This is a genomic window from Leifsonia sp. NCR5 (genome assembly GCF_002105485.1).
Taxonomy (GTDB): domain Bacteria; phylum Actinomycetota; class Actinomycetes; order Actinomycetales; family Microbacteriaceae; genus Leifsonia.
In genome coordinates this window covers 95,138-119,950 of the sequence record NZ_NCSR01000007.1, presented here as the reverse complement: position 1 = coordinate 119,950, position 24,813 = coordinate 95,138, and the positions used below count along the sequence as shown (strand labels likewise).

Genomic DNA, 24,813 nt, shown 5'->3' with positions numbered 1-24,813 from the left:
TCTGCCCGCTTGTCGCGCGAATGGAGTCTCCATGCAGAACCCGGACATCGGCGACGACGAGGCGCTTCTGCGCCTGGTCAACAGTGTGATCTGGCCCGGCTTCCGCGGGCGCACCCTCCCAGGATGGGCGGAGGACGCCCTGCGCGACGGGCTCGCCGGGCTGGTCTACTTCGAGCAGAACATCGGAGGGCCGGAGGAGGTCCGTGCACTCTCTGCGCGCATCCACCAGCTGAACCCGGCCGCGGTGATCGGAGTGGATGAGGAAGGCGGCATCGTCACGAGGCTCGAGGCCCGCGACGGTTCATCGACGCCCGGCAATGCGGTGCTCGGCAGGGCGGACGACGTGGCCACGACCGAGGCCGTCTCCGCCTGGACGGGCGCCATCGTGGCGGCGGCGGGCATCGACATCGACCTCGCCCCGACCGTCGACGTCAACGTGGACCCGCGCAACCCGGTCATCGGCGTCCGCTCGTTCGGCGCAGATCCGGAGCTCGTCGCCCGGCACACCGCCGCGGCCGTCCGGGGCCTGCAGTCGGCCGGTGTCGCCGCGTGCGCCAAGCACTATCCCGGCCACGGGGACACCTCCACCGATTCGCACCTGGCGCTCGCCGTGAGCAATGCCACCGACCAGCAGTTCCACGAGGTGCACCTGCGCCCGTTCGCCGAGGCCGTGTCCGCGAGAGTGAAGGCCGTGATGACCGCGCACCTCCGGGTGCCGCAGCTCGGCGACGAGCCCGCCACCCTCAACCCCCGCGCGCTGGGCCTTCTCCGCTCGCTCGGCTTCGACGGCGTCATCGTCTCCGACGCCCTCGACATGGCTGCCATCCGCCACACCGTCGGGATGGGACGGGGAGCGGTGCTCGCGCTCCTGGCCGGGGTCGACCTGCTCTGCATCGGCAACCCCGTTCAGAACCCGCAGCACCCGGACGGCCCCACCGACGAGATGGAGTATCTCGACGTGCGGGATGCGCTGGTGGGCGCAGTGCGTTCCGGCGAGCTCCCCGCCTCCCGCGTCGCAGAGGCGGCGGAGCGCGTCGCCGCGCTGTCAGTCTGGGTGCGTTCCCAGCCGCGCGCGGCAGCAGCACCCCCGGCACCCGACCTCGACGCGATCGTCACCGCCTCCATCCGGATCGCGGGGGCCGCGCGTCTCGCCCCCGGCCCGCTGACCGTCGTGGATGCGCGCACCAAGCGCAACATCGCCGTCGGCGCCCAGGCCGACCATTTCACCCGCGCCCTCAGCAGCTACCGCGAGGTCGAGCGCGTCTGGCTCACCGATGCCGGGACGGCGGAGGACGCCGCCCGTCGCGCCGCCGACGTCCTCGCCTCCGCGGCCGCACCCGTCCTGATCGTCAACCAAGTGCAGAGCAACGCGCTGGAAGCCGGGGTCGTGGATGCGGTGCTCGCCCGCCGCCCGGAGACGGTGGTGATCGTGGCAGGCTGGCCGGGACCCGGTGAGCCCGGCGCGGCGGCGAACGCCGTGTACGCGTACGGCTCGGCGCGCGTGAACGCCGCCGCGGTGGCGAGGGTGCTGTGCGGCTGAGCGCGGCGGCGCGCCCCTCGCACCCCGCTCACCGCAGCAGCGCCTCGATCATGTCCTGCCCCAGCCGGGCGGCGACGATCGCGTCGAACGTGTACACCACGTAGCGGCCGCGTCTGCTCGACGTGATGAACCCGGCCTTCCTCAGGATGGCCAGGTGCCTGGACACCTCCGGTGCGCTCAGGTGCCACGCCTCTGCGAGGTCCGCCGTGGTGTGCGGGCCGCGGATGAGGCTTCTGGCGAGCCGGAGCCTGATCGGGTTGTCGAGGGCGTGCAGGCGTTGCTCGATCACGTCGATGGCGGTGGTGGACGCGGACGTATCGCCCGCGGTCACCGGATACTGGATGACGGGCGACCACTTCGGGGCGTGCACCACGAGCAGATGAGGGTGGCCGAGCACGCTCGGAAGAAAGGTGATCCCAGCCTCGCCCGCCGTGGTGGAGGCATCCTGCAGCTTGTCGACCACGATGCGCGTCGCCGCTTTGTCGGTGGTCACCGCGGGAGAGAGCACCTCCAGCATGCGCGGCAGGCCCGCGGTCGCCAGCAGGTCGTGCTTGACCCGCGCATCGGCGGCCAGCGCCGGCCGGAGGCGCCGCCACAGCTCGCCGAAGAACGCCGAGTCGCAGTCTTCGAGCAGCTGCCGCATCATCGCCCTGGCGCGCGGAGGGTCGGACAGCACGAAGTCGACGAACGCCAGCTGGCGCGGCCCTCTGGCGAGCGCTCGTTCGCGTGCCACCTCGCGCGCTCGCGCATCCACGAGCGGCGAGCCGAGCTCACGGTGGAGCGGGAGTGTTCCGCAACTGCTGGTCAGCAGGGCTGCGGACACCCAGAGCTCGTCGTCCAGCGCGTCGACCGAATCCAGTTCGTCGGCGAGCTCGGTGCCGGGGTGAGCGGGGAGGAACATGTCGGCGCGGGAGGTGCGCCAGAGGAAATCGGCGTCGATCAGCCGTTCGAGGAGGTGCGGTTCCGTGGATGCGGCCACCGCGGCGACCCACCCCTGCTGGGCCGGATGGTGGGCGGGCTCGACGAGGAGGTGGATCGCCGAGGCCAGCTCGGCGAGCGGGGACGGGGAGAACCGGTAGTCCTCCGTGCCGATCCTGCTGACGTCGATCGAAACGCTCATGCCGAGATTGTCCCAAGGATCACGCGCGATCCTGCGACCGATTGACGATAACGGTCAATCGGAGCGAGATCGGTGCGGGAAACGTCGATCGTGTGAGTCATGACAACGGCACCTCTCCGACACTCCCATCGCCTCAGCGCCCGCCTGGCCGCCCTGCTGCTGACGCTCTCACGGCTCTCCGCCGGACGGCGGTCGCGGTCACTGGAGAGTGCCCGGCTTCTGGCAGGACGGCTGGACAGCGCCGACGCGCTGCGCAGCAGCGCCGAGCGCAGACGGCTGTGGCTCTGACAGCAGCGAGAGCGCGTGCGTGATCGTGCGGGCGTCCCGTTCGATCGCGCCCGCCATCGCTGCGAAGGCTTCGCGCGTCCCGCCGTACGGGTCGGCGATATCGGCCTCCTCGCCGTTGACCGCGCCAGGGCGGGACGATCGAGCGAGATAGGCGGCCCGCACCAGGCCGGCGAACGAGTCGGCCTGGGCGGCAGACGGATGCCCGACCAGCGTTGCGAACTCCCGGAAAGTGAACGTTCTGCGAAGAGCGCTCGGCTCGCGGTCGAGCAACTCGCCGCGGTGCGCTCTGGTCATTGTCAGAACGAGGTCGCTCTCCGACAGGATTCGCCGATCCACCTGCCGGGGAGCAAACGATGCAGAGTCGATGCCGCGCAGGGTCAGCTCGGCGGCGGAGAGCGGATGGATCTGCGCGGCCACGAGAGCCGCCGTCCCTGCACTGACGACCTCGATGGACGTGACGTGCGCCGTGTGCAGGCCTCGCCGCAGGACCAGCTCTGCGAACGGTGAGCGACAGATGTTCGCTGTGCACACGACGACGACGCGCGCAGCCGTCATGAGCGCCTCCGCTTGGGGTCGAGGGCGGTCGGCTCCGGCCGGGGGGTGTCCTGCCCGCTTCCGAGCCTGCCCGCCCTCCGGCTTTTGCGCGAACGGTCACGCCCCGCGGGGACGGAGCTCGACTGGTACCCGTAGTAGCCCGCCTTGCTTCGCGATGCGTCGAGCCGGTTGAGGACGAGCCCGAAGAGCTTGGCGTTGACGAAGCGCAGATTCTCCAGTGACTGGGCCAGCTGATCCTTGTGGAGCCGCCCATCGGCGCTGGCCACGAGCAGGACGCCGCTGACGAGCGTCGCGAGAGCACCCGCATCCGACACATCGATGAGCGGCGGGCTGTCGACCACGATGACTTCGAAGTGCTCGCGCATCTGTCCCAGCGCGCGCTCCATCGCCGCAGACGACAGCATCTCGCTCGGGTTCGGGGGCAGGATGCCCGCCGTCAGCACGGAGAGCCCCGTGAAACCGGCGACAGGCTGGACAGCGTCTGCGAGGGGGATGCGCCCGGTCAAGACGGTGGTCAGACCGACCGAGCCTTCGAGGCCGAACGCCTTCGCGATGACCGGGCGACGGAGATCGGCGTCGACGAGCAGCACCCGCACGCCGGACTCGCCGAGCACGATCGCCAGGTTGGCTGCCGTCGTGCTCTTTCCCTCGCCGGGAATCGACGAGGTGACGAGCACGGAGCGCACGCCGCCGTCGACGTTCGCGAACTGGAGGTGCGTCCGCAACTGGCGGAACGCTTCGTGGCGCGCCGAGTAGTTCTGACTCGGCCGGAGCAGCAGGTCCTGCTGGCCGGACTCCGTCGTGATAGCTCCCAGGACGTTGGCGACCGCTGCCTGTTCCACGGCTTGCCGACCGCGCAGCCGGGTGTCGAGACGATCGACGACCAGCGCCGCCCCGATTCCGCCTGCCGCCCCGAGGAGCAGGCCGGCCGCGAGGTTGCGCAAGGTGCTCGGCTCGAAGGGCGAGCGCGGAACGTCCGCATCGTGAACCTTCCGCAGACTGACCGGCTGTTGCATGTGGTCGTTCGTCGCCTCCAGTTCGCCGACGAGTTTCACGAGCTGGTCGGCCGTGACGTTCGCGATTCGTGCCGCGCGGCGCGCGTTGTAGCTCTCTGCGCGGATCTCGATCAGGACGGTCTTCGGGGGCGACGTGGCGCTGATCGAGGTGGCCAGATCGTCCGCGGACAGCCCGGTCTCCGCTGCGACGGCATCCAGGACCGTGGGGCTCGTGGCCAGGGCGACATAGGAGGCGACGCGGCTCTGCGCGAACGCGTTGCCCTGGTTCAGGTCGCCCACCGACTCGTTGCCGTGGACGGCGACGAAGAGCTGGGACGTCGCGGCGTACCGGGGCGTGGTCAGCATCGTGACCGATTGAGCGGCACCGGCCGCCGCGAGCACGACGAGCATGATGAGGAGCCAGCGCCGACGGAGAATTCGGAAATACTCTTTGAGATCCATCGCGTCCTTCAGTGGTTCAGTGGTTTCAGTTGGCCACGCTCGAAAGCGTCGACCGGGCGAACGGGCTGGGTCGTCCAAGACGCGCTCGCGCACACGCCGAGCAGCAGCCACAGGAGCGGGGTCGAGAGGTCGGGGAGGCTGACGGACTTCGCGATCAGCAAGGCCACCAGCGACCAGAACGCCGGCTGAGCGGCCGGCGTCCCGAGAGCCCCGCGAGCCACGGAGAACGCGAAAGCCGCGAATGCCACCACGCCGATGACTCCCACGCTCGAGATGAGCATCGTCAGCAAGGACGACGGGCGGTTGACACCGAGTCCCACTCCGATGCCCCCGGTCTCGGCTGCCAGGCGGAGGGAGAAGAGGTCGGATGCGGTGCGCGTCAGATAGGAATCGCTTCCGACCTTGCCGTTGACGATCTGGTCGATCCAGCCGATGGTCTGCGCCCCGAATGCGACAGCGGCGGCAGCACCGACGATCGCCGCGAAGAGCACGTACGGCACGCTCCTGCCGTTGCTTCTGATCAGGTGCACGAAGATGGCCACGGCGGCGAAGGCCGCGAACACCACGACCCCGACAGCGGCCGTCCCCGAGGACGACAAGCCGAGATTGACGACGGCCAGGGCACCGAACCCGGCGTACATCACCCGGCCCCAGCCGCGGGATCGCGCGGCCGCGACCGCGAAGAAGGCCGCGGCCCCGAGCGAGAAACCGGCGAGTTCGGACGGCTCGTTGAAGATGCCGCGCAGGCGCGAACTCCCGCCGTCGGAGGTGTCGGAGTACAGGACGTTGGGGTTCGTGTCGAAGAACTCGTGCGGCCAGGCGATTCCGGCCATCGAGAATACGGCACTCAGGGCGGAGAGGCCGGTGCCGATCGCCAGCGGCACGGCAGCCACCGTGGATCTCGCGCCCGACCTGGCCAGGAAGAGCACCACCAGCGCGCCGACCAGCACGTAGACCGCCTGCGCGAGCGAGGAGACGCTGAAGGCCAGGCGTGCCGGCGCCACGACGGCGTTGTCGATGCCGTCGCGCGGTGACAGGACGGCCATTCCGGCGAAGAGCTTCGGCCCGACGATGGTGACGACCAGCGACCAGAGCACGAACACCAGGAGCATCGACCGTCCGCGGCCTGCGCGTATCCGGCGACGATCGAAGAGAAGCGTCACGGCGGCCAGCAGGCCGAGAAGGGCGAACGGTGTCAACGCGTTGCCGGCGACCACGACGGCGGCCGATGCAGGGAAGGCGGCGGATGCCGCCAGGACGTAGACGACGAACGACGGCCGGCAGAGGAAAGCCACGACAGCGGCCAGCACGAACAGGGCACCGAGCAGCGTCACGCCGACCTCCTCTCATCGCGCACAGGCTAAACTATGACATATTGAGTGGGTGATGACTTCGACTGGGGTGTTCAATCCATGACCCCAGATGGGCAGACTCCATTGCGCAGCACGACCGCCAGGGGCGGGATGGTCACTGCTCTGGCGAGTTGGGGACGTTTCCTGCTGCAGTTCGTGACGGTCATCGTCGTCGCGAGAGCGCTGGGCCCGGCCGCGTACGGATTCGCCGCTATCGTTCTGGTGTTCACGACGCTCGCCGAGGTGATTCGGACCTCTGGACTCGCGAATGTCGTCATTCAGCGCGGAGGCTTCGACAACGCGGTCACCAGTGCGCTGCATATCGTCGCGATCGCCGTCGGGATGGTGGGCGGCTCCGTCACCTCCCTCGTGCTGTGGTGGGCGACCGGAGCTCCCGGACTGTCACTGGTGCTCCTCGGTTCTGTGCCCGTGCTGGCCGGCGTCGCGACGATTCCGGCCGCTGTGCTCGGCCGTCGGCACGCGTTCCGGCGCCTTGCGCTGGCTGACGTGCTCGCCGCGGTGGTCGGTTGTGCGACGGCGATCGTGGCGGCGGCGGGCGGCGCGGCCGAGAACGCCCTCGTTCTCCAGGCGATCGTCACCGCCGGTGTCCTGGCGGCAACCCTCGCGATCATGGGTCGCTGGCAACCAGGACGCCCGGCGACGTTGTCGCAGCTGCGCGCGGACCTCGTGTTCGCCGGACACTCCGGGGTCACGCAGCTGTTCCGATTCGTCGCTCAGAACGCCGACCGCGTGACCGTCTCGGTTGTTGCTGGGCCGGCGGCCACCGGGCTGTATGCGCAGGCGACCCAGCTCGTCGCTCTTCCCGTGTCCCAGATCGCCGCACCACTCCAGCGGGTCGCGCTGCCCGCGCTGAGCCGGTTGCGGTCGAATCCTGAGCGATTCCGGCGGGCTCTCCGCTCGATGGCATCGCTCGTCGGGCTGAGCGTCCTCCCTGCCCTCGTGGGGTTGGCCGCCGTGGCCGACCGGCTCATCCTGCTGCTCTTCGGTCCGGCCTGGGCCGGTTCCTCCGTGTATTTCCGCATCCTGGCGATAGCGGGCGCGGCGAACGTGGTGATCTTCCTCTCATCGTGGGTGCTCGTCTCCTGCGGGCTGGTGCGCCTGCAGTCCCGCGTCACCCTCGGCACGGCGGCGGGGACGATCGCACTGATCGCCGTGGGCGCGCCATTCGGAACGGTCGGGATCGCGATCGGCGTCGTGGCCTCCGCCTTCCTCACCGCGGCAGCCGTGGTGGTCGCCTGCCATCGAAGTGGGTGCGCCAGAGCGGGCGACCTCCTCGTCCCCTTTCTTCCCGGCGTGATCGCCAGTATCACTGTGGGAGCTGCGGCGCTCGCCGCGGACAGCGCCGTGCCAGGCACCGGGATACTCGCCCTCCTCGGCACGGTGTCGGCGGGGCTGGTCGCCTGGGCGCTGACCGTCGCGTCACTCCGCCCTGCCCGGCGGTCCGTCGCCGGGCTCTTCACCGCGCTGCGCACGCACGACGAAACCACCACACCGGAGGATGCACGATGAGCAACGGCCGACGATCCCTGATCTACCTGGGCTGGCAAGGGAACGACAACTTCGGAGACGAGCTCCTCTATGACTCGTGGCGTGCAGCTCTCCACGATCGCCTGGAGGTCACGGCGCCGCTCACCCTCGGCCGGTACCTCGTGAAAGAAGCGGGGAAGTACGCTCGAGCGCGCACGCGACTTGCCGGGCGTGAGCGACTCGTGCTGCTCGGCGGCGGCACGACCATCGGCTTTCGCACGTGGGCGGAGCATACGCGGCTGGCTCGCCGGATGTTCGGTGCGTCGGGAACGCTCGTGCCCGGTGCGGGAGCCGCCGAGCGCGGGGATCGCTTCCTGCTGAGTCGGCAGCCGCACGATTGGGCGGCCTGGAAGCGCGAACCCGACGTGGCTCTCTTCGGCGTGCGTGGCCCGCTGACCGCCCTCGAGTGCTCTGACCAGTGGGAGCCCACCGCAGTCCTGGGTGACCCGGCTCTGCTCTATCCTCGGCACGTCGACGTCACGTCCAGCCCGCTGAACACGGTGGGCCTCTGCCTGGGCTCGGAGGGCACGAGCCGCTTCGACGTGGCGGAGGTCGCGCGAACTGTCCGCGGTGTCGCCACCGAGCTCGGCGCGACCGTCACCGTCTTCGAGGTGACGTCGGCCGACAGGCCGGTGACGGACGCACTTCGAGACCTTCTCGGCGCCGACACCCGAGTCGTCGGCTTCGACGGCGATGTTCGAGCCATGATGACGGAGATCGCACGCTGTCGATTGATGGTGTCCGAGCGGTTGCACGGGGTCGTGGCGGCAGTTGCCGCCGGAGTCCCCGCCGTGCCGTTGGCGTACGCGAGCAAGTGTGACGATTTCTGGTTGAGCGTGGCCGGCGTGCGTGCGGCGATCAAGCCCGGCGTGTCCGGGGACCGGCTGGCCGCCGAGCTTCGGCAGAGCCTGGATTCGGAGCGGTCGGCACGGATCGGTGCCAGCGTCCAGCGCCTCGGAGACGCGCTCGACCGGTCCGCTGACGCCATCAGGCTGTGGATGGCCGGCGGCCTTCCAACCGAGGAGTTGCTGCGGATGCGCGCGGCCGATTTCGGTGCAGTGAGTGCCGCCGAACTGACCTCTGACTAACGTTTCAGAATACTAAAACGATACATAATCAAAGCGTTGAAAGCGTAAAGTCTGATCACTAACGTAGTGATGTCTTAAACATTTGCCCACCCGTCGGGCAAGCATCACGAAGGCTTTCATGTACGCCACTACCGGCACTCTCTTCACGCTGTCTGGCGACCCTCTCCGCCGGCGGGACGCATGACAGGCCTCATCGCGCACGAGTGGATCGAGCGCGTCGGAGGTGCCGAGCGGGTACTCGACTCGTTCGCCGACATGTATCCATCGGCAGACCTGTTCTGCCTCTGGAACGATGCGCCAGAGCGGTTCCCCGGTCGCCGGGTCGCCGAGAGCGCGCTGTCGCGAACGCCGTTGCGCCGCAACAAGGCCCTGGCGATGCCGGCGATGCCCTTCGTCTGGCGCAGGATGCGCGGGAGGGTCGAGTACGACTGGGCGCTCGTCAGCTCCCACCTGTTCGCCCACCACGCCAAGATCTCCACCGTTCCGGCCGAACGGAAGTTCGTCTACGTGCACACCCCGGCACGCTATATCTGGTCGCCCGACCTCGATCAGCGCGGGCGCAGCCCCCTGGTGCGGGCCACTGCTCCGCTCTTCAAGCCCCTGGACGTCCGGCGTGCACGGGCGAACGTCAACATCGCGGCGAACAGCAACTTCGTTCGCACGCGCATCCAGGACAGCTGGGGCACGGATGCGACCGTCACCCACCCTCCCGTCGACGTCGCGCGATTGCAGGCGACCACCGATTGGCGTTCGAGGCTGAACGGGTCGGAGCAGCGCATTCTCGACGCGCTGCCCGCCGAATACGTGCTCGGCGCCTCGCGATTCGTGAGCTACAAGCGCCTCGATCTCGTGATCGAGGCAGGTCGGGCCTCGAATACTCCGGTGGTGATCGCCGGCTCCGGGCCGGAGGAGCACCGCCTGCGCGCTCGCGCCCAGCAGTCGGGAGTCCCGACCCAGTTCGTTCGCGCCCCCTCCGATGCCCTGCTCGCGGCGCTCATGCAGCGGGCCTCCGTCTACGTCTTCCCCGCCATCGAAGACTTCGGGATCATGCCGGTGGAGGCGATGGCTCTCGGAACCCCGGTGGTGATCAACGCGATCGGGGGCACCTCCGAGTCGGTCGTCGACGGGGTCACCGGGGTGGCCGTGCGCGATTTCGACGACAGGAGCCTGCTCAGGCAGGCCGTGGAGGAGGCCGCCGGTCTGAACTCGGACGCTGCCCGCGCTCACGCCAGGACGTTCGACACCGCTCGCTTCGAGGAGGCGATCCGCGCGTGGATGAGCCCGACGTCCGCATGATGACGCGTCGCACGATCAGTGTCGTAGTGCCGGTGGGGCCGAACATCGAGCACCTGCCGGCGCAACTGGATGCCCTCAGCGCGCAAGCCGGACAGCACAGGTTCGAGCTCGTCCTCAGCTGCAATGCCGGCCCGGTTCCCGGGCTGAGCGACCTCCGGCTGCCGCGCGGGGTCGAGCTTCGCGTGATCGACTCGTCGGCCGTCGCGGGGCCGAGCCATGCCAGAAACGCCGGGTGGCGCGCAGCGTCCGGTGAGCTGATCCTGTTCTGCGACGCCGACGACGTGGCGAGCCCCGGATGGGTCACCGCGATGGTCGACGGGCTCGGAGACGCGGACATCGTGGGCGGAATGCTGGAGTTCGATCGACTGAACCCGCCTCGGCTGGGCAGCTGGGGGCGCATCGCTGTCACCGGGCTACCGTCGAAGTTCTCGCATCTCTCCTTCGTCCCGAGCGGAAACCTCGGCGTGACACGGGAGGCGCTCGACGAGCTCGGCGGCTTCGACGAGGCGTTGCCTCGGAGTGAGGACGTCGACTTCTCCTGGCGCGCCATCGCGGCTGGTCGCCGACTCGGCTTCGCGCCGGATGCGATCATCCACTGTCGTCGTCGCGAGACGTTCGCCGCTCTCTTCCTGCAGGGGCGCGCCGATGCCGCAAGCGACCCGGAACTCTTGAAGCGTCACGCGCACGCCGGCGCCCGGTGGACCGTCCGGGACCTCGTGCGGGAGGCCGGCGGTGTCGCAGCGGCGGTCGTCCAACTCCCGTTCGGTTCAGCGCTGAAGCTGGCGACGCGGCTCGGCCGGTTCACCGGCCATCTCCAGCGCCCCACGATGCTCGCGATTCGAGGGTGACCGTGTCGGTCATCGTCAACGGCGCTTTCCGCGGGCAGGTCGTCACCGGTCAGCAGCGGTATGCGTCCGAACTCGCTGCTCGACTTCCGTGGAGGGAGCTCGCCCCCTCCTCCCGTGCCCAGCGGCATCCCGTCTCCGCGTGGCTCTGGTCGCAGAGCGTCTCGGCGAGGCTTCGGCGCGACGACCTCCTGGTCACCCTGACCAGCAGGGGACCGATCTGGTCGTCACGACAGATCCTCGTGGTGCACGACCTGTTCGTCCTGGATCACCCGGAGTGGTACAGCAGGAAATACGGCTGGACGCACGCTCCGATCCTCCGCGCGCAGCTGCGATCCGCTCGCGGGATCGTGGCGGTGTCCGAGCCGACAGCCGAGAGAGTGCGCGAGCTCGTCGGTCCTGGCACGCCCATCCGGATCGTTCCGAACGCTGCGGCCGACGTTTTCCGTTCCGTCCCCGATGGTGCGCCCGGCGCGGTCTCCGAGCGCTTCGGTCTGGTGCCGGGAACCTTCCTCCTCGCGGTGGCGAGCACCGACCCGCGGAAGAACCTTCGGACGATCATCCAGGCGTACCGCTCCCTGCCGGAGGAGTGGCGCCTCGGACATCCGCTCGTGCTCGTCGGTGGACAGGCCGCGCACGTCTTCGCCGGAACCGACCCGGTGCGCGAGGCACCGGACATCCGGCAGTTGGGCTACGTCGACGATGTGACCCTGGCTGCCCTGTACGCGGCCGCCGGCCGGGTGCTGCTGCTCAGTCTCGATGAAGGGTTCGGGCTCCCGGCGGTGGAGGCGCTCGCGGCGGGCGGGCGCCTCCTGGCCTCGGACATCCCTGCTCTGCGGTGGGCGTGCGGCGGCGACGCGCTCTACGCACCGCCGCGCGACGCTGCCGCGATGGCGCGGGCGATGCACGACCTGGATGCGGAGCCGATCTCCGACCTGTCCAGCCGGCGCTTCAGCTGGGAGGCCAGCGCGGAGGCGCTCCACGAGTTCGCCACGAGTCTCTGCAGCTGACCGCGCTCGCGACGAAGGCAGGGGCAGGCGCTGTGTGGCCGCCCGCCTACCGCCTCGGCGGCACCGTGCTCCCGCGCACGATCAGCTCCGGCACCGGGAATTCCGGACGGTCCGGCGGGCTCGTGCCTTCGATCTCGGCGAGCAGGAGGTCGATCGCGACCGCGCCGAGGAGGCTGAAGTCCTGGCGGACGGTCGTGAGCGGCGGGCTGAAGTGTTTGGCCTCCGGGATGTCGTCGAAGCCGACCACGCTCAGATCGCCGGGGACGGAGAGGCCGAGGTCGGCGGCGGCGTGGATGAGGCCGAGGGCCATCTGGTCGTTGGAGGCGAACACCGCCGTGTAGTCGCGCGGGCGCAGCAGCTTGAGGCCGACGTCGTAGCCGAGGTCGGAGGTCCAGTCGCCGAGGGCAGGCGGTGGAGGTGCGATGTCCCAGGCCGACATCTCTTCGAGGAAGCCGTGCATCCTCTCCTCCGCCTCGTTCCAGTCCTGCGGACCGGCCAGGTGCAGGATGCGCGAGTGGCCCAGTTCGAGCAGGTGGCGGGTGGCGAGGCGGGCGCCCTCCCGCTGGTCGAAGGCCACCACGCGTTCGCCGGGGGCATCCCGCCACTGCAGGCTGATGAACGGCACCCGGATGGAGACGCGCTGCAGGGCTTCGTGGGCGCGCTGCTGCGGGGCGATCATCACCACGCCGTCCACGCCATGGGCGAGGAACGTGTCGAGCGCCGCCGCGAGGCTCTGCTCGTCCTCGCGGGCGAGCGTGGCAGAGACGATGGCGTAGCCGCGGGCCCTGGCGGCCTGGTCGACGGCGGCCGCCGCGCTGAACGGCCCGTAGTGCGAACGCGCCGTGACCACGACGCCGATGGTCGTGAACCGGGAGGTGGCGAGCGCGCGGGCGGCGCTGTTCGGCCGCCAGGCGAGGTCGTCGATGACTTTGCGCACCTGCGCCTCGGTGGACGGCTTGATGTAGCGCTCGCCGTTGAGCACCCGGGAGACCGTCTGCCGGGAGACGCCGGCGAGCCGCGCGATGTCGCGGATGGACAGCGGGCGCGAAGAGTCGTCGTCGACTTTGTCCGTCATGCGCGCTCCGGGTTCTGGCGGTGCGACGCGACCGTCTGCACACGCGGTGTGCTGCTGATCTTAGGGGGCGTGGATGCTGTCCTGCTGGTCGCGCCACCACACGGATCGTGAGCGAATTGCGTCGGGGTGCTTGACGCCTGGGGGAGAAGGGGCATAACGTCTTACCGTTCTGGGACCGGTCACATATTTGGGACCAACCTAGCGGATGACGAGGGAGTCGCACAGATGGACGACGGATTGCGAGGAAGCGATTTGCTCCATGACGCCGCTGAGCTTCACCTCTCCCCAACGCTGACCGCCCCGGTCCTGCTGGACACCGCGCGCGACGGGCGCCCGGGCCACCACCTTGCTCGAAGGGAATCACAGTGAGATTGAAGAGAATTGCGATCGGGGCCGTCGCCATCGGCGTCGCCGTCATGCTGGCCGCCTGCTCCGGCGGCCGGCCGGGCACCGGAGGCGACGCAGGAAGCAGCGACAACAAGGGCGCCCTGGTCGGCGTCGCCATGCCGACCAAGGTGTCCGAGCGCTGGATCGCCGACGGCAACGCGGTGAAGAGCGACCTCGAGAAGAACGGATACAAGGTCGACCTCGAGTACGCGAACAACGACATCCCGACCCAGGTGCAGCAGGTCAACACGATGATCACCAAGGGTGCGAAGGTCCTGATCATCGCATCCATCGACGGTGGTTCGCTCACCGACCAGCTGGATGCGGCAGCCAAGGCCGGCATCAAGGTCATCTCGTACGACCGCCTCCTGACCGGTGACAAGAACGTCGACTACTACGTGTCGTTCGACAACTACAAGGTCGGCGTCTACCAGGCCAACTCGCTGCTCACCGGTCTGGGCGTGCTCGACGCAGACGGCAAGAAGACCGGCGCCAAGGGCCCGTTCAACATCGAGGTGTTCGCCGGAAGCCCCGACGACAACAACGCGACGTTCTTCTACAACGGCGCGATGGACACCCTCAAGCCGTACATCGCCGACGGCACCCTGAAGGTCGGCAGCGGCCAGACCGCGTTCAACCAGGTCGCCATCCTGCGCTGGGACCCGGCGACCGCCAAGGCCAGGATGCAGGACCTCGTCGCGAAGTCGTACTCCGGTGGAGCGGCCGTGCAGGGCGTGCTGTCCCCGTACGACGGACTCTCCGACGGCATCCTGAGCGCGCTGGAAGGCGCGGGCTACGGATCGGGCGGCAAGAAACTCCCGATCATCACCGGGCAGGACGCCGAGGTGGCGAGCGTCAAGCAGATCATCGCGGGAACCCAGTACTCGACGATCTACAAGGACACCCGCCAGCTCGCCAACGAGGCCGCGAAGATGGCGAACGACATCCTCACCGGCAAGAAGCCAGAGGTCAACGACACGAAGAGCTACGACAACAAGACCAAGGTCGTGCCGAGCTACCTCTTCCAGCCGGTCGTCGTGACCAAGGACAACTACCAGAAGGTCCTCGTCGACAGCGGTTACTACAAGGAATCCGACCTGAAGTAGCCCGCAGGGCATGAACAGGGGTGGGCGCGGCGCCACAGCCGCGCCCACCCTCTCGCGAAGAAACAAGGGAGACCATGTCCGACACGATCCTCGAGATGCGGGGCATCTCGAAAACCTTCCCGGGGGTGAAAGCCCTCCAGGATGTCTCGATCTCCATCGAGGAAGGTACCGTCCACGCGATCTGCGGTGAGAACGGCGCAGGCAAATCGACGCTGATGAAGGTGCTGTCCGGCGTGTACCCGCACGGCACCTTCGACGGTGAGATCCTCCTGAACGGAGAGCCGGTCGAGTTCAAGTCGATCAACGACTCCGAAGCGGCAGGCATCGTCATCATCCACCAGGAGCTGGCACTGTCGCCGTACCTCTCGATCGCCGAGAACATCTACCTCGGCAACGAGCGGCAGCGCGGCGGGTTCATCGACTGGAACGAGACCAACGTCGAAGCGGGCAAGCTGCTGCGACGCGTCGGCCTGCGCGACAACCCGATCACCAAGATCAAGGACATCGGGGTCGGCAAGCAGCAGCTCGTCGAGATCGCGAAGGCGCTCTCCAAGGAGGTGCGCATCCTGATCCTGGACGAGCCGACCGCCGCGCTCAACGACGACGATTCCGCCCACCTGCTCGACCTCATCCGGCAGCTGAAGGATCACGGCATCACGTCGATCATCATCAGTCACAAGCTCAACGAGATCAAAGCGATCGCGGACAAGGTGACGATCATCCGCGACGGCCAGACCATCGAGACGCTGGACATGCGCAGCGACGACCCGAGCGAGAACCGCATCATCAAGGGGATGGTCGGCCGCGACGTCGCGAGCAGGTTCCCCGACCACGTCCCGCACATCGGCGAGGAGCTGCTGCGCATCGAGGACTGGACGGTGCACCACCCGCTCGACCGCGCCAGGAAGGTGGTCGACGGCGCCAACCTGATGGTCCGCGCCGGCGAGATCGTCGGCATCGCCGGACTCATGGGCGCCGGACGCACCGAGCTGGCGATGAGCGTGTTCGGGCGCAGCTACGGCGTCAACATCAGTGGCCAGGTCTACAAGCGCGGGGAGCCGATCTCGGTGAGCACGGTCTCGAAGGCCATCGCCAACGGGATCGCATACTCCACCGAGGACCGCAAGCGGTACGGGCTCAACCTGATCGACAACATCCAGCGCAACATCTCGATCGCGGCGCTCGACAAGCTGGTCGACTGGCTCAAGTTCGTCAACGAGCTCAAGGAGCGCGCGGTCGCGGACGACTACCGCAAAAGCATGAACATCAAGACGCCGAGCGTGTCGACCCTGACGGGCAAGCTGTCCGGCGGCAACCAGCAGAAGGTCGTGCTCTCCAAGTGGATGTACGCCGATCCGGATGTGCTCATCCTCGACGAGCCGACCCGCGGCATCGACGTCGGAGCCAAGTACGAGATCTACACGATCATCGACCGGCTGGCCGACGCGGGCAAAGGCATCATCGTCATCTCGTCCGAGCTGCCGGAGCTTCTCGGCATCTGCGACCGGATCTACACCCTGAGCGAGGGCCGCATCACGGCGGATGTCCCCCGCGAGAAGGCAACCGCCGAATACCTCATGCAACTCATGACCCAGGAACGCGAGAAGACCACAGCATGAAAGCCCTCAGCACGGCCCTCAACTATCTGACAGGTCAGCTCCGCCAGATCGGCCTGTTCATCGCCCTGATCGTGATCGTGTTGTTCTTCCAGATCACCACGGCGGGCATCACGCTCGCACCGATCAACGTCTCCAACCTCATCGTCCAGAACAGCTACATCCTGATCCTCGCGGTCGGCATGGTGATGGTCATCATCGCGGGCCACATCGACCTCTCGGTCGGCAGTGTCGTGGCGTTCATCGGCGCGATGGCCGGTGTGATGATTTCGGAGTGGCACCTTCCGTGGCCGCTCGCGGTGGTGCTCTGCCTCGTGCTCGGCGCCATCGTCGGCGCCTGGCAGGGCTACTGGATCGCCTATTTCGGCATACCGGCGTTCATCGTGACGCTGGCCGGGATGCTCGTCTTCCGCGGTGCGGCGCAGATCGCCCTCGGCAACCAGCAGATCTCGTTCTTCCCGAAGGAGTTCCGCGCGATCGGCTCCGGCTTCCTGCCCACCTTCGGCACCTCGGGGTACGAACCGCTGACGCTCATCCTGGGGCTGCTGGCCTCCATCGCGATCGTCGCGAGCGCGGTGCGTCAGCGTCTGGTGCGCCGCAAGTACGACCTCGAGGACGAGCCGATCTGGTGGTTCGTGCTCAAGGTGGTCTTCCTGGTGCTGCTGGTGCTGATCGTCACCCTGCTGCTCGCCAGCTACAACGGGACGCCGATCGTGCTGATCATCCTGGGCGCCCTCGTGGTCGGGTACACGGCCGTGATGAACCGCTCGGTGTTCGGCCGCCACATTTATGCGATCGGCGGCAACCTGGCCGCGGCCCAGCTGTCCGGTGTCAAGACCAAGCGCGTGACGTTCCTGCTGTTCGTGAACATGGGCGTGATCTCGGCGATCGCCGGTCTCGTGTTCACGGCGGGGCTCAACCTGGCCAGTCCGAGCGCGGGCACCGGCTTCGAGCTCGATGCCATCTCGGCGGTGTTCATCGGAGGCGCAGCGGTCACCGGCGGCATCGGCACCGTCCCGGGCGCGATCATCGGTGGTCTGATCATCGGTGTCCTCAACAACGGGATGTCGATCCTCGGTGTCGACAGCGACTACCAGCTGCTCATCAAGGGCCTGGTGCTGCTCGCCGCCGTCGCGTTCGACGTGTACAACAAGCGCCGCTCGGTCGGCCAGTGACCCGGTGAGGCCAGGAGCGGGAACGCTCCTGGCCTCACGGCGTCGTCCACCCGTGGTTCACACCTCGAGCGACATGTCCAGCGTGTTCCCGTGCACGGGGTCGCCCCCGCGCACCAGCACGTACCGGTGCCGCACCACCGCCTGATACGTCACCAGCGGCCCCTCCGGTTCGAGGTCGGCCGGCTCCAGCTGCTTCTGCTCCGGCAGGCGCCGGTTGAGTGCCTGCAGCGCGGCCGCGACCTGATCGGCGGCCACCGGGGACGCCTCTGCGTCGAAGTACGCCGCTTCCGCACTGCCGACGGCGACCGTGGAGTCGAACACCGTGATCGCCACCGCCGCCCTGCTCGCGATGTTGCGCGAGTGCCGCGCATCCGGTGACGACACCCAGCAGATCCGGTCGGCGTCGAGCGGAGCGAAGAACACTGGAGTGACCCACGGCGCACCGGATGCGTCAGTGCTCCCGATCACGCAGTAGCGGTTGGCGGCGAGGATGCCCTCGATGGCGGGACGGTCGGTCATGGTCGTCTTCTCCTTCGCTCGGCGGCGGGGCTGAACTCAGTCTGCCTCCGGCGGCTGCTCCTGCGCAGCGGAGTATTGCCGTGTGGCGCGTTCGCTGCTTGGATCGGTGCGACGAGAGGGGCATGCCATGGCCTTCGGTGAAGTGATTCCCTACTTGTATTACGAGGACGCGGATGCGGCACTCGACTGGCTCGAGCGGGTGCTCGAGTTCGGGCCGTCGACGCGTTGGCGCCTGGGCGGGCCGTCCACCAAAGAGGCCGACATCCTCGTCGGGGAGAGCCGTATCTCGGTCTCGGGCCGGCCGCCGCGTATCGGCGAGGGCGCCGGCGCTCTGCTCATCGTGCATGTCGATGACATCGACGCCTATCGGGCACGCGTCTCAGCGGCCGACGGCAATGCTCCGATCAGCGCCGTCCAGAAGCAACCGTACGGGCCGCTCACCTTCACCATCGTCGACCCGTGGGGTTACCGGTGGAACTTCTGGCAGGGTGAGTCCGACCCGCCCGCCGACGCCGCGTTCGGCGAATAGGACGACTTACGTGTCACGCTGCCGGTGACGAACGGCTGAACGGCCGTCAGTCGGCCTGCTGTTCCGCGGTGGCGGGCTTCCGGACGAACAGGGCGAGCACGATCACCCCGAGCGACAGGATGGCTCCCGCGAGGAACGCGAGGTGCGATCCCGCGGCAGCCGCGGCGGGCGACGGCAGGTCGGGGTCGGCGTTCGCCGTGGAGGCCACCCCTGTGGCGTAGAGGGCGACGAAGATCGCGGTCCCCGCGGCTCCCGCGACCTGCTGCAGGGTGGCGATGGTCGCGCTGCCGTGCGAGTAGAGGCGGGGAGGGAGCGAGCCGAGGGATGCGCTGAACGCGGGGGTGAAGAGGAACGCGAGCGACAGCATCAGCACGATGTGGGCGCCGAGGAGCACGACCCAGGATGACCCTTCGCCGAGCCCGAAGGCGAGGGTCCACAGCGCGACGGCCAGGCCGATGGAGCCGGGGATGACCAGCGGGCGCGGGCCGAAGCGGTCGTAGAGGCGGCCGACGGTCGGGCCGGCGAGGCCCATCAGGAGGCCGCCCGGGAGCAGGATCGCGCCGATCCAGAGCGGTTCGAGGCCGAGCGTGTACCTGGCGAACTGGGGGAGCACGATGAACGCGCCGAACAGGGCGACCATCGCTGCGGTCATCATCGAGACGGAGACCGCGAAGTCGCGCGAGAGGAACGTGCGCAGGTCGAGCAGGGCCGAGTCCGTGCGCTGCAGCACGAGCTGCCGCCAGCCGAAGAAGCCGAGCGTCACAAGGCCGACGGCGACCGGGATCCAGGGCTGCACCGCCGCCCCGCCGACGGCTGCCGCGCCGATCTGGCTGAGTCCGAACACCAGGGCGGAGAACGCGACGGCGGACAGGATCACCGACAGCACATCCAGGGGCACCTTCCTGGTCTCGGAGACGTTCGGCACCTTGCGAACGCCGATGGCGAGCATGACCAGCGCGATTGGCAGCATCACCCAGAACAGTCCCTGCCACGGCAGCACCTGGATGAGGGCGCCGGAGACGATGGGACCGACGGCGGGCGCCACCGACATCACGATCGAGACGCGCCCCATGATCCGTCCGCGGTCGTCGGCCGGCACGACCGTCATCACCGTGGTCATCATCAGCGGCATCATGATCGCGGTGCCGACCGCCTGGATGACGCGACCGACCACGAGCAGCTCGAAGGCGGGGGAGAGGGCGGCGACCAGTGTGCCGAGTGCGAAGCTCGACATCGCGACCGTGAAGACGGGACGGGTGTCGAGTCGCTGCATCAGCCAGCCGGTGATCGGGATGACCACGGCCATCGTGAGTGCGAACGCGGTGGTCAGCCACTGCCCCTGCGTCGCGTCGATGTGCAGGGATTCCTGGATGCGCGGAAGGGCGACACCCATCATCGTCTCGTTCAGGAACACGACGAAGACGGCGGCGAGGAGGAGGGCGAGCGCTGTGCGATTGCGGGCGGCCAGTGGAGCTTCGGCCTGTGAGGCGGCGGCCTGTGGAGCGGTGGCCGACGATGTGGTCGCCTCCGCCCGGTCGATGGTGTCGGTCATGTCAAACTCCCTTGATTGAGGTGCTGCAAAAAATAAAGCACACTGCAATTAATGAAGTCAAGTGGTAGAGTGACATTCATGACGAACCAGCACTACGGGCAGTTCTGCGGTCTGGCGCGCGCGGCGGAGATCGTCGGCCAGCGCTGGACGCTGCTCATCCTGCGCGACCTCAGCGTCGCGGCCCGCCGATACTCCGACCTGGCGAGCGGCCTCCCGGGCATCCCGACCAACACCCTGGCCTCCCGGCTGAAAGACCTGGAGGACGAGGGGATCGTCGCCCGCGTGGCGCCGTCGGGGGCCGAGCGTTCCGTCGTCTACGAGCTCACGCCGCGCGGCGACGAGCTGCGCCCGGTGCTGGATGCCCTGTCCCGCTGGGGAGCCGCAGGGATGCGGACCCCGCGCGACGGAGAGATCGTCACCACCGCATCCATCACGGCCGCACTGCGGGTGGCGGCAGGGGACGGCGTCGTCCCGCAGGACTGGGACAGCGCGTACACGGTGCGCGTCGGCGGCATCGAGGCGCACGTCGTCATGCGCGACGGCGCGATCGAAGTCGGTCAGGGCCCGGCGGAGCAGCCGGACCTCGTGATCACGGCCGGCCCGCAGATCCGGGACGTGATGGCGGGCGAACTGGACGCGCCGACGGCCGTCGCGACCGGCGTGGTGCAGCTCGAGGGCGATGCGTCGCTGTTCGAGCGGTTCGCGGCGACGCTGCGCGTGCCGTACAGCCCGAACGCAGCCTAAGCCGCCAGCAGGCGCGCCTTCAGCGAGTCGAACTCCGCCTGGCTGATGGTCCCGTTGTCGAGCAACGTCTTCGCCTTCGCGATCTCATCGGCGGGCGACGACGTGGAGGCGACCGTGCGGATGTACGCGTCGGTCTCCCCCTGCGCACTCTGGACCTCGGCCATCTTCCTGCGGGCCATGCTCGGTCCGCGCGCGATGAGGTAGACCAGCGCGGTGATGAACGGCACGAAGACCAGGAAGATGATCCAGATCGCCTTCAGCCAGCCGTTCAGCTCGTGGTCGCGGAAGATGTCGGCGATGATCGAGAAGAGCACCATCAGGTACGAGATCCAGACGAAGATCCAGAACGAATACACCACGAAATCCCAGAAGTTCATGATCATGCCTCCGTGTGCTGGCGACCGCCGTGGGTTGTCACGGCGTAGATGATGAGCACGTCCATTGCAATGACGATCGCCGACCACCACGGCTGGGCCGGGATGAGCACCAGCTGGCCGAGCGCGCTCAGCACGGCCAGGATGATGGCGACGATCCGCGCCCACGTCTGACCGGCGAACAGGCCGCCGGCGGTGAGGACGATGAGGATGCCGATGATGAGGTTCCACCATCCCCATCCGGAGATGTCGAGCATGAACAGCGTCCCGTGCGAGACCACGTAGTACGGGTCGGGTGCGAAGATCGCCACGATGCCCTGGAGCACGCTGAACAGCCCGGACAGCAGCACCACGACGGAGGCGAAGACGCCCCAGGAGCTGTTCATGCTCCGGTCGGCCGTCGTCATGCTGCCGCTCCTCTGGCTGCCTGGCCGTTCGTGGGCCGCTGGACGGGCGCGGCGCTCTGCAGGGCCGCCGTGATGTCGATGGAGTGCGTTGCCGGAGTGCTGACCGCTGCCGGGTCGATGTGTGACATGGATTCCTCCGATGACCGCAGTTCGAGCGAACTGATGGTGCCGAAAGTAGTGGGGCACGGTTCGGGCGGCATCACCCCCGGGGGATGAGATCGGCCGTCTACTCGCTCCTTTTCTTCTCACACCTGATCCACCCTGTTCACCGAGATCAGTTCCACCGTCAGGTCGGCCAGCATCGCGAGCACGCCCTGGAGCCGTGCCTGGTCGGGGACCTCCCCGAGCAGGTACGTGTTGCCGTCCTCGACACGGGTGACCGTGAATCCTTCCAGCGCTTCGATCAGCGGAAGGCTCAGTGTGCCTTTCACCACGATCTCGAAAACCTCGGTGTGCACCGCTGACCCTCCCAACGGGCGTCGGCCGGAATCGTCACGTCCCCCTCATGATCCGCGCGTCCGGCGTTCGCGTCATCATCCTCGGAGGGTGATGCCTGCGCTGGCCGGGAGCAGCGCCGCGTGCCACACTGAGAGGATCCCCAGGAGGGCGGCGACATGCTCGCAGGCCGATACGTACCGACATACGCTGTGGACAGACCGCAGCTGCTGCATGAACTCGATGTCGCCCTCGAACACCCGCTGACTCTGCTGGTCGCCCAGGCCGGCTCGGGCAAATCGGTGCTGGTGAGTCAGTGGGTCGAGTCGCATCCCGAGGTCTGTTTCGCCTGGATGGACGTGGTCGGGGCCGACGGGGACGCCACCGTCTTCGGCGCTCACCTCATCGACGCGCTGGTCGAGAGCAGCCCGGCGTGCGGCGACATCGCCTCCATCGTCCTGGGTGCCGGGACCCCGTTCGGCCGCGGGTTCGTCACGGCGCTCGTCCCGAAGCTCAGCGCGACGGCGCAGATCGTGATCGTCCTCGAAGACCTGCACCACCTGAGCGAGCCGGCGCTGCTGGCCGAGCTGGGCGAGGCGGTCGCGCTGCTGCCGCCCAACATCCACCTGCTGATCACCAGCCGCTCCGACTCTCCCGTGGCGTGGACGGGCGTTCGGCTGCGCTACGAGGTCCCCGAGCTGCGGCAGGCCGCGTTCGCGATGTCGTACGACGAGTCAGCGCAGCTGGTGGCCGCGATCACCGGGCGCGAACTCGACAGAGCGAGCGTCGCGACCCTGCTGGACAGGACGGAGGGGTGGGTGGCCGGCATCCAGATGGCCGCGATGACCCTGCGGCTCCGCCGGGACTCCACCCAGTTCATCGCCGAGTTCGGCGGCTCGGACCGGCTCGTCGCCGACTACCTCACGGGAGAAGTGCTCGGCGCGCTGCCTCCCGGCGACCGCGAGACGCTGTTCGAGCTGTGCGCTCTCGACTATTTCAGCGCCGAACTGCTCTCCGACCTCGGCCTGGGCGAGCGCAGCTCCGACCTCATGGGCAGGCTCGAACGCCAGTCCCTCTTCCTCGTGCCGCTGCGCGACTCCCGCGAGTGGTTCCGGTTCCACCAGCTGTTCCGCGACCTGCTCCGCTACCGGATGCGGTCGGAGGCGCCGGGCACGGAGGCCAGGATCCTGGAGGGCGCCGCCGCGTGGCACCGTGCTCACGGCGACGAGGGCATCGCGGTCGAGTACCTGCTCAGGGCGCACGACTGGGAGAGGGCGATCGACGTCATCCTCGACTCGGCGGTCGAGGCGATCGAGGCGGCGGACGTCGGCTCCCTCGCGCGCTGGCTGGGGGCGCTGCCCGCCGACGTGCTCGCCGAGCGGGTGGATGTGCAACTGCTGCTGGGCATCCTCACCGGGATGAGCGGGGACGCCGGTCTGGCGGAGAACCGCCTGCGCGCCATCGCCGACCGGCCGGAGAGCACGCTGTTCGAGCGGGCCTGCGCACAGACGTTCCTCTCCGCGCTGGTGCACTGGGGGCACCGGCCGGAGGTGGCCATCGCCTGCGCGGAGCAGGCCCTGGCGTCCATCGAGCGGATCGGGGACGCGCAGAGGCCGAGCAGGCTTCCCGGCGTCGACGCCATGACCACGATCGCCATGCTCTCGCTCGGCCGCGCCCACTTCCTCGTCGGGAACTTCGCCCAGGCCCGCCACTGGCTCACCGCGGCTCTCGCGACGGACGGCGCGGGGCACTCCGTCTGGCGCATCGCGGTGCTCGGCTCGCTCGCCCTGCTGAGTGCGTGGTGCGGCCGCACCGGCATCGCCGACCGCTACGCAGAGGACGCTCTCGCCCTCGCCCGCGAGACGAACAACTGGCGGCATCCGAGCACGGCGGAGGCGCACCTCGCACTGGCGCTGACCGCGATCGAGCGTGTGGAGCCCGGCCGTGCGAGGGCCGAATACCGCGAGGGGCTCGCCCGCATCGCGGCGACCGGTCGCCGCCAGCTCTCCTGGGTCGCATACGCGGCGATCTGCGACGTGGTCGACCTGGCGGAGAACGACAGGCTCCCCGGGCCGCCGACGGGTCCGTCGCCGCCGGTCGTCGCCGACCGCCTCCTCGCCAGGCAGAGCAGGTCGCTCCGGCTGAGCGGGGCGCCGGACGGCGCGAGGAGACTCTCGGACCGCTCCCGCGTGACCACCACGTCCGTGGTGTTCGAGGAGGCGGCGGCTGAGCTCGCACTCGGGCATCCGGATGCGGCCAGGGAGTTCGTACGGCATCTCTCCGACCTGCCGGATGCTGCCGAACCGCTCGGCAAGGCAAGGGCGCTCATCCTCGAGTCGTGGTGCTCGGCGGCTGTCGGGCTGGACGACAGGGCGGACGGTCTGCTGTCCGAGGCGATGGACATCGCGGACAGGCACGGGCTCGTCCGGGTCTTCCTCCAGGCAGGCACGGTGGTCGTCCGGCGCGTGGAGCACCTGGCCGACGGGCTGTTCCACCCCACCTGCCTCGCCGTGCTCGCTGCAGCCGGCGACCATCCGGATGCGTCCGGCGAGCTCGAACCGGCCGGAGCGTTCACCGGTCGCGAGCTGGAGCTGATCGCCCTGCTGCCCACCCGGCTGACCAACACCGAGCTGGCGGCGAGGTTCGTCATCTCGGTGAACACCGTGAAGACGCACATGGCGCACATCTATCGCAAGCTGGGCGTGGCCAATCGCCGCGACGCCATTGCGAAGGCGACGCAGTACGGGTTGATCGACAGAGCGGCGACCGTGCTCGAGGCGTCGCGCTGACGTTCG

23 protein-coding genes are annotated in these 24,813 nt (G+C 68.7%); 12 read left to right on the top strand and 11 right to left on the bottom strand.

Translation table 11 applies throughout. The features are described 5' to 3' along the window. Positions 1 to 31 precede the first annotated feature (31 nt). Positions 32 to 1,540 (top strand): glycoside hydrolase family 3 protein, encoded by a 1,509-nt coding sequence (locus B7438_RS08230; RefSeq protein ID WP_085369059.1) that lies wholly within the window; start codon positions 32 to 34, stop codon positions 1,538 to 1,540. Positions 1,541 to 1,568: 28 nt separating this feature from the next. Here the strand turns inward: B7438_RS08230 and B7438_RS08225 are convergent, their stop codons facing one another. The 4 genes from B7438_RS08225 to B7438_RS08210 form a co-directional block, all read right to left on the bottom strand. Next, complete coding sequence (locus B7438_RS08225; RefSeq protein ID WP_085369058.1) at positions 1,569 to 2,660, bottom strand: DUF5937 family protein; 1,092 nt, start codon at positions 2,658 to 2,660, stop codon at positions 1,569 to 1,571. A gap of 198 nt (positions 2,661 to 2,858) precedes the next feature. Next, positions 2,859 to 3,503, bottom strand: coding sequence for a hypothetical protein (locus tag B7438_RS08220; protein WP_085369057.1), 645 nt, complete (start codon positions 3,501 to 3,503; stop codon positions 2,859 to 2,861). Further along, complete coding sequence (locus tag B7438_RS08215; RefSeq protein ID WP_143465728.1) at positions 3,500 to 4,960, bottom strand: polysaccharide biosynthesis tyrosine autokinase; 1,461 nt, start codon at positions 4,958 to 4,960, stop codon at positions 3,500 to 3,502. The genes B7438_RS08220 and B7438_RS08215 overlap by 4 nt, the downstream gene beginning before the upstream one ends. Positions 4,961 to 4,968: 8 nt before the next feature. Beyond that, on the bottom strand, positions 4,969 to 6,294 hold the full coding sequence (locus tag B7438_RS08210; RefSeq protein ID WP_143465726.1) for a hypothetical protein: 1,326 nt from the start codon (positions 6,292 to 6,294) through the stop codon (positions 4,969 to 4,971). A gap of 78 nt (positions 6,295 to 6,372) precedes the next feature. On the opposite strand from B7438_RS08210, the gene B7438_RS08205 reads away from it, so the two are divergent. The 5 genes from B7438_RS08205 to B7438_RS08185 all read left to right on the top strand — a co-directional run bounded on the left by B7438_RS08205 (position 6,373) and on the right by B7438_RS08185 (position 12,099). Then, positions 6,373 to 7,842 carry an oligosaccharide flippase family protein gene (locus B7438_RS08205; protein WP_085369056.1) on the top strand — a complete coding sequence of 490 codons (1,470 nt, stop codon included), beginning with the start codon at positions 6,373 to 6,375 and terminating at the stop codon, positions 7,840 to 7,842. Further along, positions 7,839 to 8,948 (top strand): polysaccharide pyruvyl transferase family protein, encoded by a 1,110-nt coding sequence (locus tag B7438_RS08200; protein ID WP_085369055.1) that lies wholly within the window; start codon positions 7,839 to 7,841, stop codon positions 8,946 to 8,948. Before B7438_RS08205 ends, B7438_RS08200 begins: the two co-directional genes overlap by 4 nt. 180 nt (positions 8,949 to 9,128) lie before the next feature. Continuing rightward, positions 9,129 to 10,244 (top strand): glycosyltransferase, encoded by a 1,116-nt coding sequence (locus B7438_RS08195; protein ID WP_085369054.1) that lies wholly within the window; start codon positions 9,129 to 9,131, stop codon positions 10,242 to 10,244. Next, on the top strand, positions 10,220 to 11,092 hold the full coding sequence (locus B7438_RS08190) for a glycosyltransferase family 2 protein (RefSeq protein WP_085369053.1): 873 nt from the start codon (positions 10,220 to 10,222) through the stop codon (positions 11,090 to 11,092). The genes B7438_RS08195 and B7438_RS08190 overlap by 25 nt, the downstream gene beginning before the upstream one ends. Further along, complete coding sequence (locus tag B7438_RS08185) at positions 11,089 to 12,099, top strand: glycosyltransferase family 1 protein (protein ID WP_143465724.1); 1,011 nt, start codon at positions 11,089 to 11,091, stop codon at positions 12,097 to 12,099. The genes B7438_RS08190 and B7438_RS08185 overlap by 4 nt, the downstream gene beginning before the upstream one ends. Positions 12,100 to 12,145: 46 nt before the next feature. Here the strand turns inward: B7438_RS08185 and B7438_RS08180 are convergent, their stop codons facing one another. Next, positions 12,146 to 13,174 (bottom strand): LacI family DNA-binding transcriptional regulator, encoded by a 1,029-nt coding sequence (locus B7438_RS08180; protein WP_085369051.1) that lies wholly within the window; start codon positions 13,172 to 13,174, stop codon positions 12,146 to 12,148. Between the two features lie 365 nt (positions 13,175 to 13,539). Between B7438_RS08180 and chvE the strand changes: the two genes are divergently transcribed. From chvE to mmsB, 3 genes are all read left to right on the top strand, one after another. Continuing rightward, positions 13,540 to 14,667 carry a multiple monosaccharide ABC transporter substrate-binding protein gene (gene chvE / locus B7438_RS08175; protein WP_281727771.1) on the top strand — a complete coding sequence of 376 codons (1,128 nt, stop codon included), beginning with the start codon at positions 13,540 to 13,542 and terminating at the stop codon, positions 14,665 to 14,667. 74 nt (positions 14,668 to 14,741) lie between these two features. Beyond that, positions 14,742 to 16,286, top strand: coding sequence for a multiple monosaccharide ABC transporter ATP-binding protein (gene mmsA, locus B7438_RS08170; RefSeq protein ID WP_085369050.1), 1,545 nt, complete (start codon positions 14,742 to 14,744; stop codon positions 16,284 to 16,286). After that, entirely contained in the window at positions 16,283 to 17,458 is a 1,176-nt protein-coding gene (gene mmsB / locus B7438_RS08165; RefSeq protein WP_085369049.1) for a multiple monosaccharide ABC transporter permease, read from the top strand. Before mmsA ends, mmsB begins: the two co-directional genes overlap by 4 nt. A 57-nt stretch (positions 17,459 to 17,515) precedes the next feature. On the opposite strand, the gene B7438_RS08160 is transcribed toward mmsB, so the two are convergent. Continuing rightward, positions 17,516 to 17,977, bottom strand: coding sequence for a pyridoxamine 5'-phosphate oxidase family protein (locus B7438_RS08160; protein ID WP_085369048.1), 462 nt, complete (start codon positions 17,975 to 17,977; stop codon positions 17,516 to 17,518). Positions 17,978 to 18,104: 127 nt separating this feature from the next. Here B7438_RS08160 and B7438_RS08155 point away from each other — a divergent pair, with 127 nt between their 5' ends. Continuing rightward, a complete protein-coding gene (locus B7438_RS08155) occupies positions 18,105 to 18,506 on the top strand; it encodes a glyoxalase/bleomycin resistance/extradiol dioxygenase family protein (RefSeq protein WP_085369047.1) in 402 nt (133 codons plus the stop codon). A 46-nt stretch (positions 18,507 to 18,552) separates the two neighbouring features. Here B7438_RS08155 and B7438_RS08150 read toward each other — a convergent pair whose 3' ends face one another. Beyond that, the gene (locus tag B7438_RS08150; RefSeq protein ID WP_085369046.1) at positions 18,553 to 20,058 is read right to left on the bottom strand and encodes a DHA2 family efflux MFS transporter permease subunit; all 1,506 of its coding nucleotides are present in this window, start codon (positions 20,056 to 20,058) and stop codon (positions 18,553 to 18,555) included. Between the two features lie 78 nt (positions 20,059 to 20,136). Here B7438_RS08150 and B7438_RS08145 point away from each other — a divergent pair, with 78 nt between their 5' ends. Beyond that, positions 20,137 to 20,802, top strand: coding sequence for a winged helix-turn-helix transcriptional regulator (locus B7438_RS08145; RefSeq protein ID WP_085369045.1), 666 nt, complete (start codon positions 20,137 to 20,139; stop codon positions 20,800 to 20,802). On the opposite strand, the gene B7438_RS08140 is transcribed toward B7438_RS08145, so the two are convergent. From B7438_RS08140 to B7438_RS08130, 4 genes are all read right to left on the bottom strand, one after another. After that, entirely contained in the window at positions 20,799 to 21,179 is a 381-nt protein-coding gene (locus B7438_RS08140) for an SHOCT domain-containing protein (RefSeq protein ID WP_085369106.1), read from the bottom strand. The two genes, B7438_RS08145 and B7438_RS08140, sit on opposite strands and share 4 nt — an antisense overlap. A 2-nt stretch (positions 21,180 to 21,181) precedes the next feature. Next, the gene (locus B7438_RS08135; protein ID WP_085369044.1) at positions 21,182 to 21,583 is read right to left on the bottom strand and encodes a hypothetical protein; all 402 of its coding nucleotides are present in this window, start codon (positions 21,581 to 21,583) and stop codon (positions 21,182 to 21,184) included. After that, complete coding sequence (locus B7438_RS20820) at positions 21,580 to 21,711, bottom strand: hypothetical protein (RefSeq protein ID WP_256921924.1); 132 nt, start codon at positions 21,709 to 21,711, stop codon at positions 21,580 to 21,582. The genes B7438_RS08135 and B7438_RS20820 overlap by 4 nt, the downstream gene beginning before the upstream one ends. 117 nt (positions 21,712 to 21,828) lie before the next feature. Next, complete coding sequence (locus B7438_RS08130; RefSeq protein WP_085369043.1) at positions 21,829 to 22,041, bottom strand: hypothetical protein; 213 nt, start codon at positions 22,039 to 22,041, stop codon at positions 21,829 to 21,831. 189 nt (positions 22,042 to 22,230) lie between these two features. Between B7438_RS08130 and B7438_RS08125 the strand changes: the two genes are divergently transcribed. Further along, on the top strand, positions 22,231 to 24,807 hold the full coding sequence (locus B7438_RS08125) for a LuxR C-terminal-related transcriptional regulator (protein ID WP_179150760.1): 2,577 nt from the start codon (positions 22,231 to 22,233) through the stop codon (positions 24,805 to 24,807). Positions 24,808 to 24,813 lie beyond the last annotated feature (6 nt).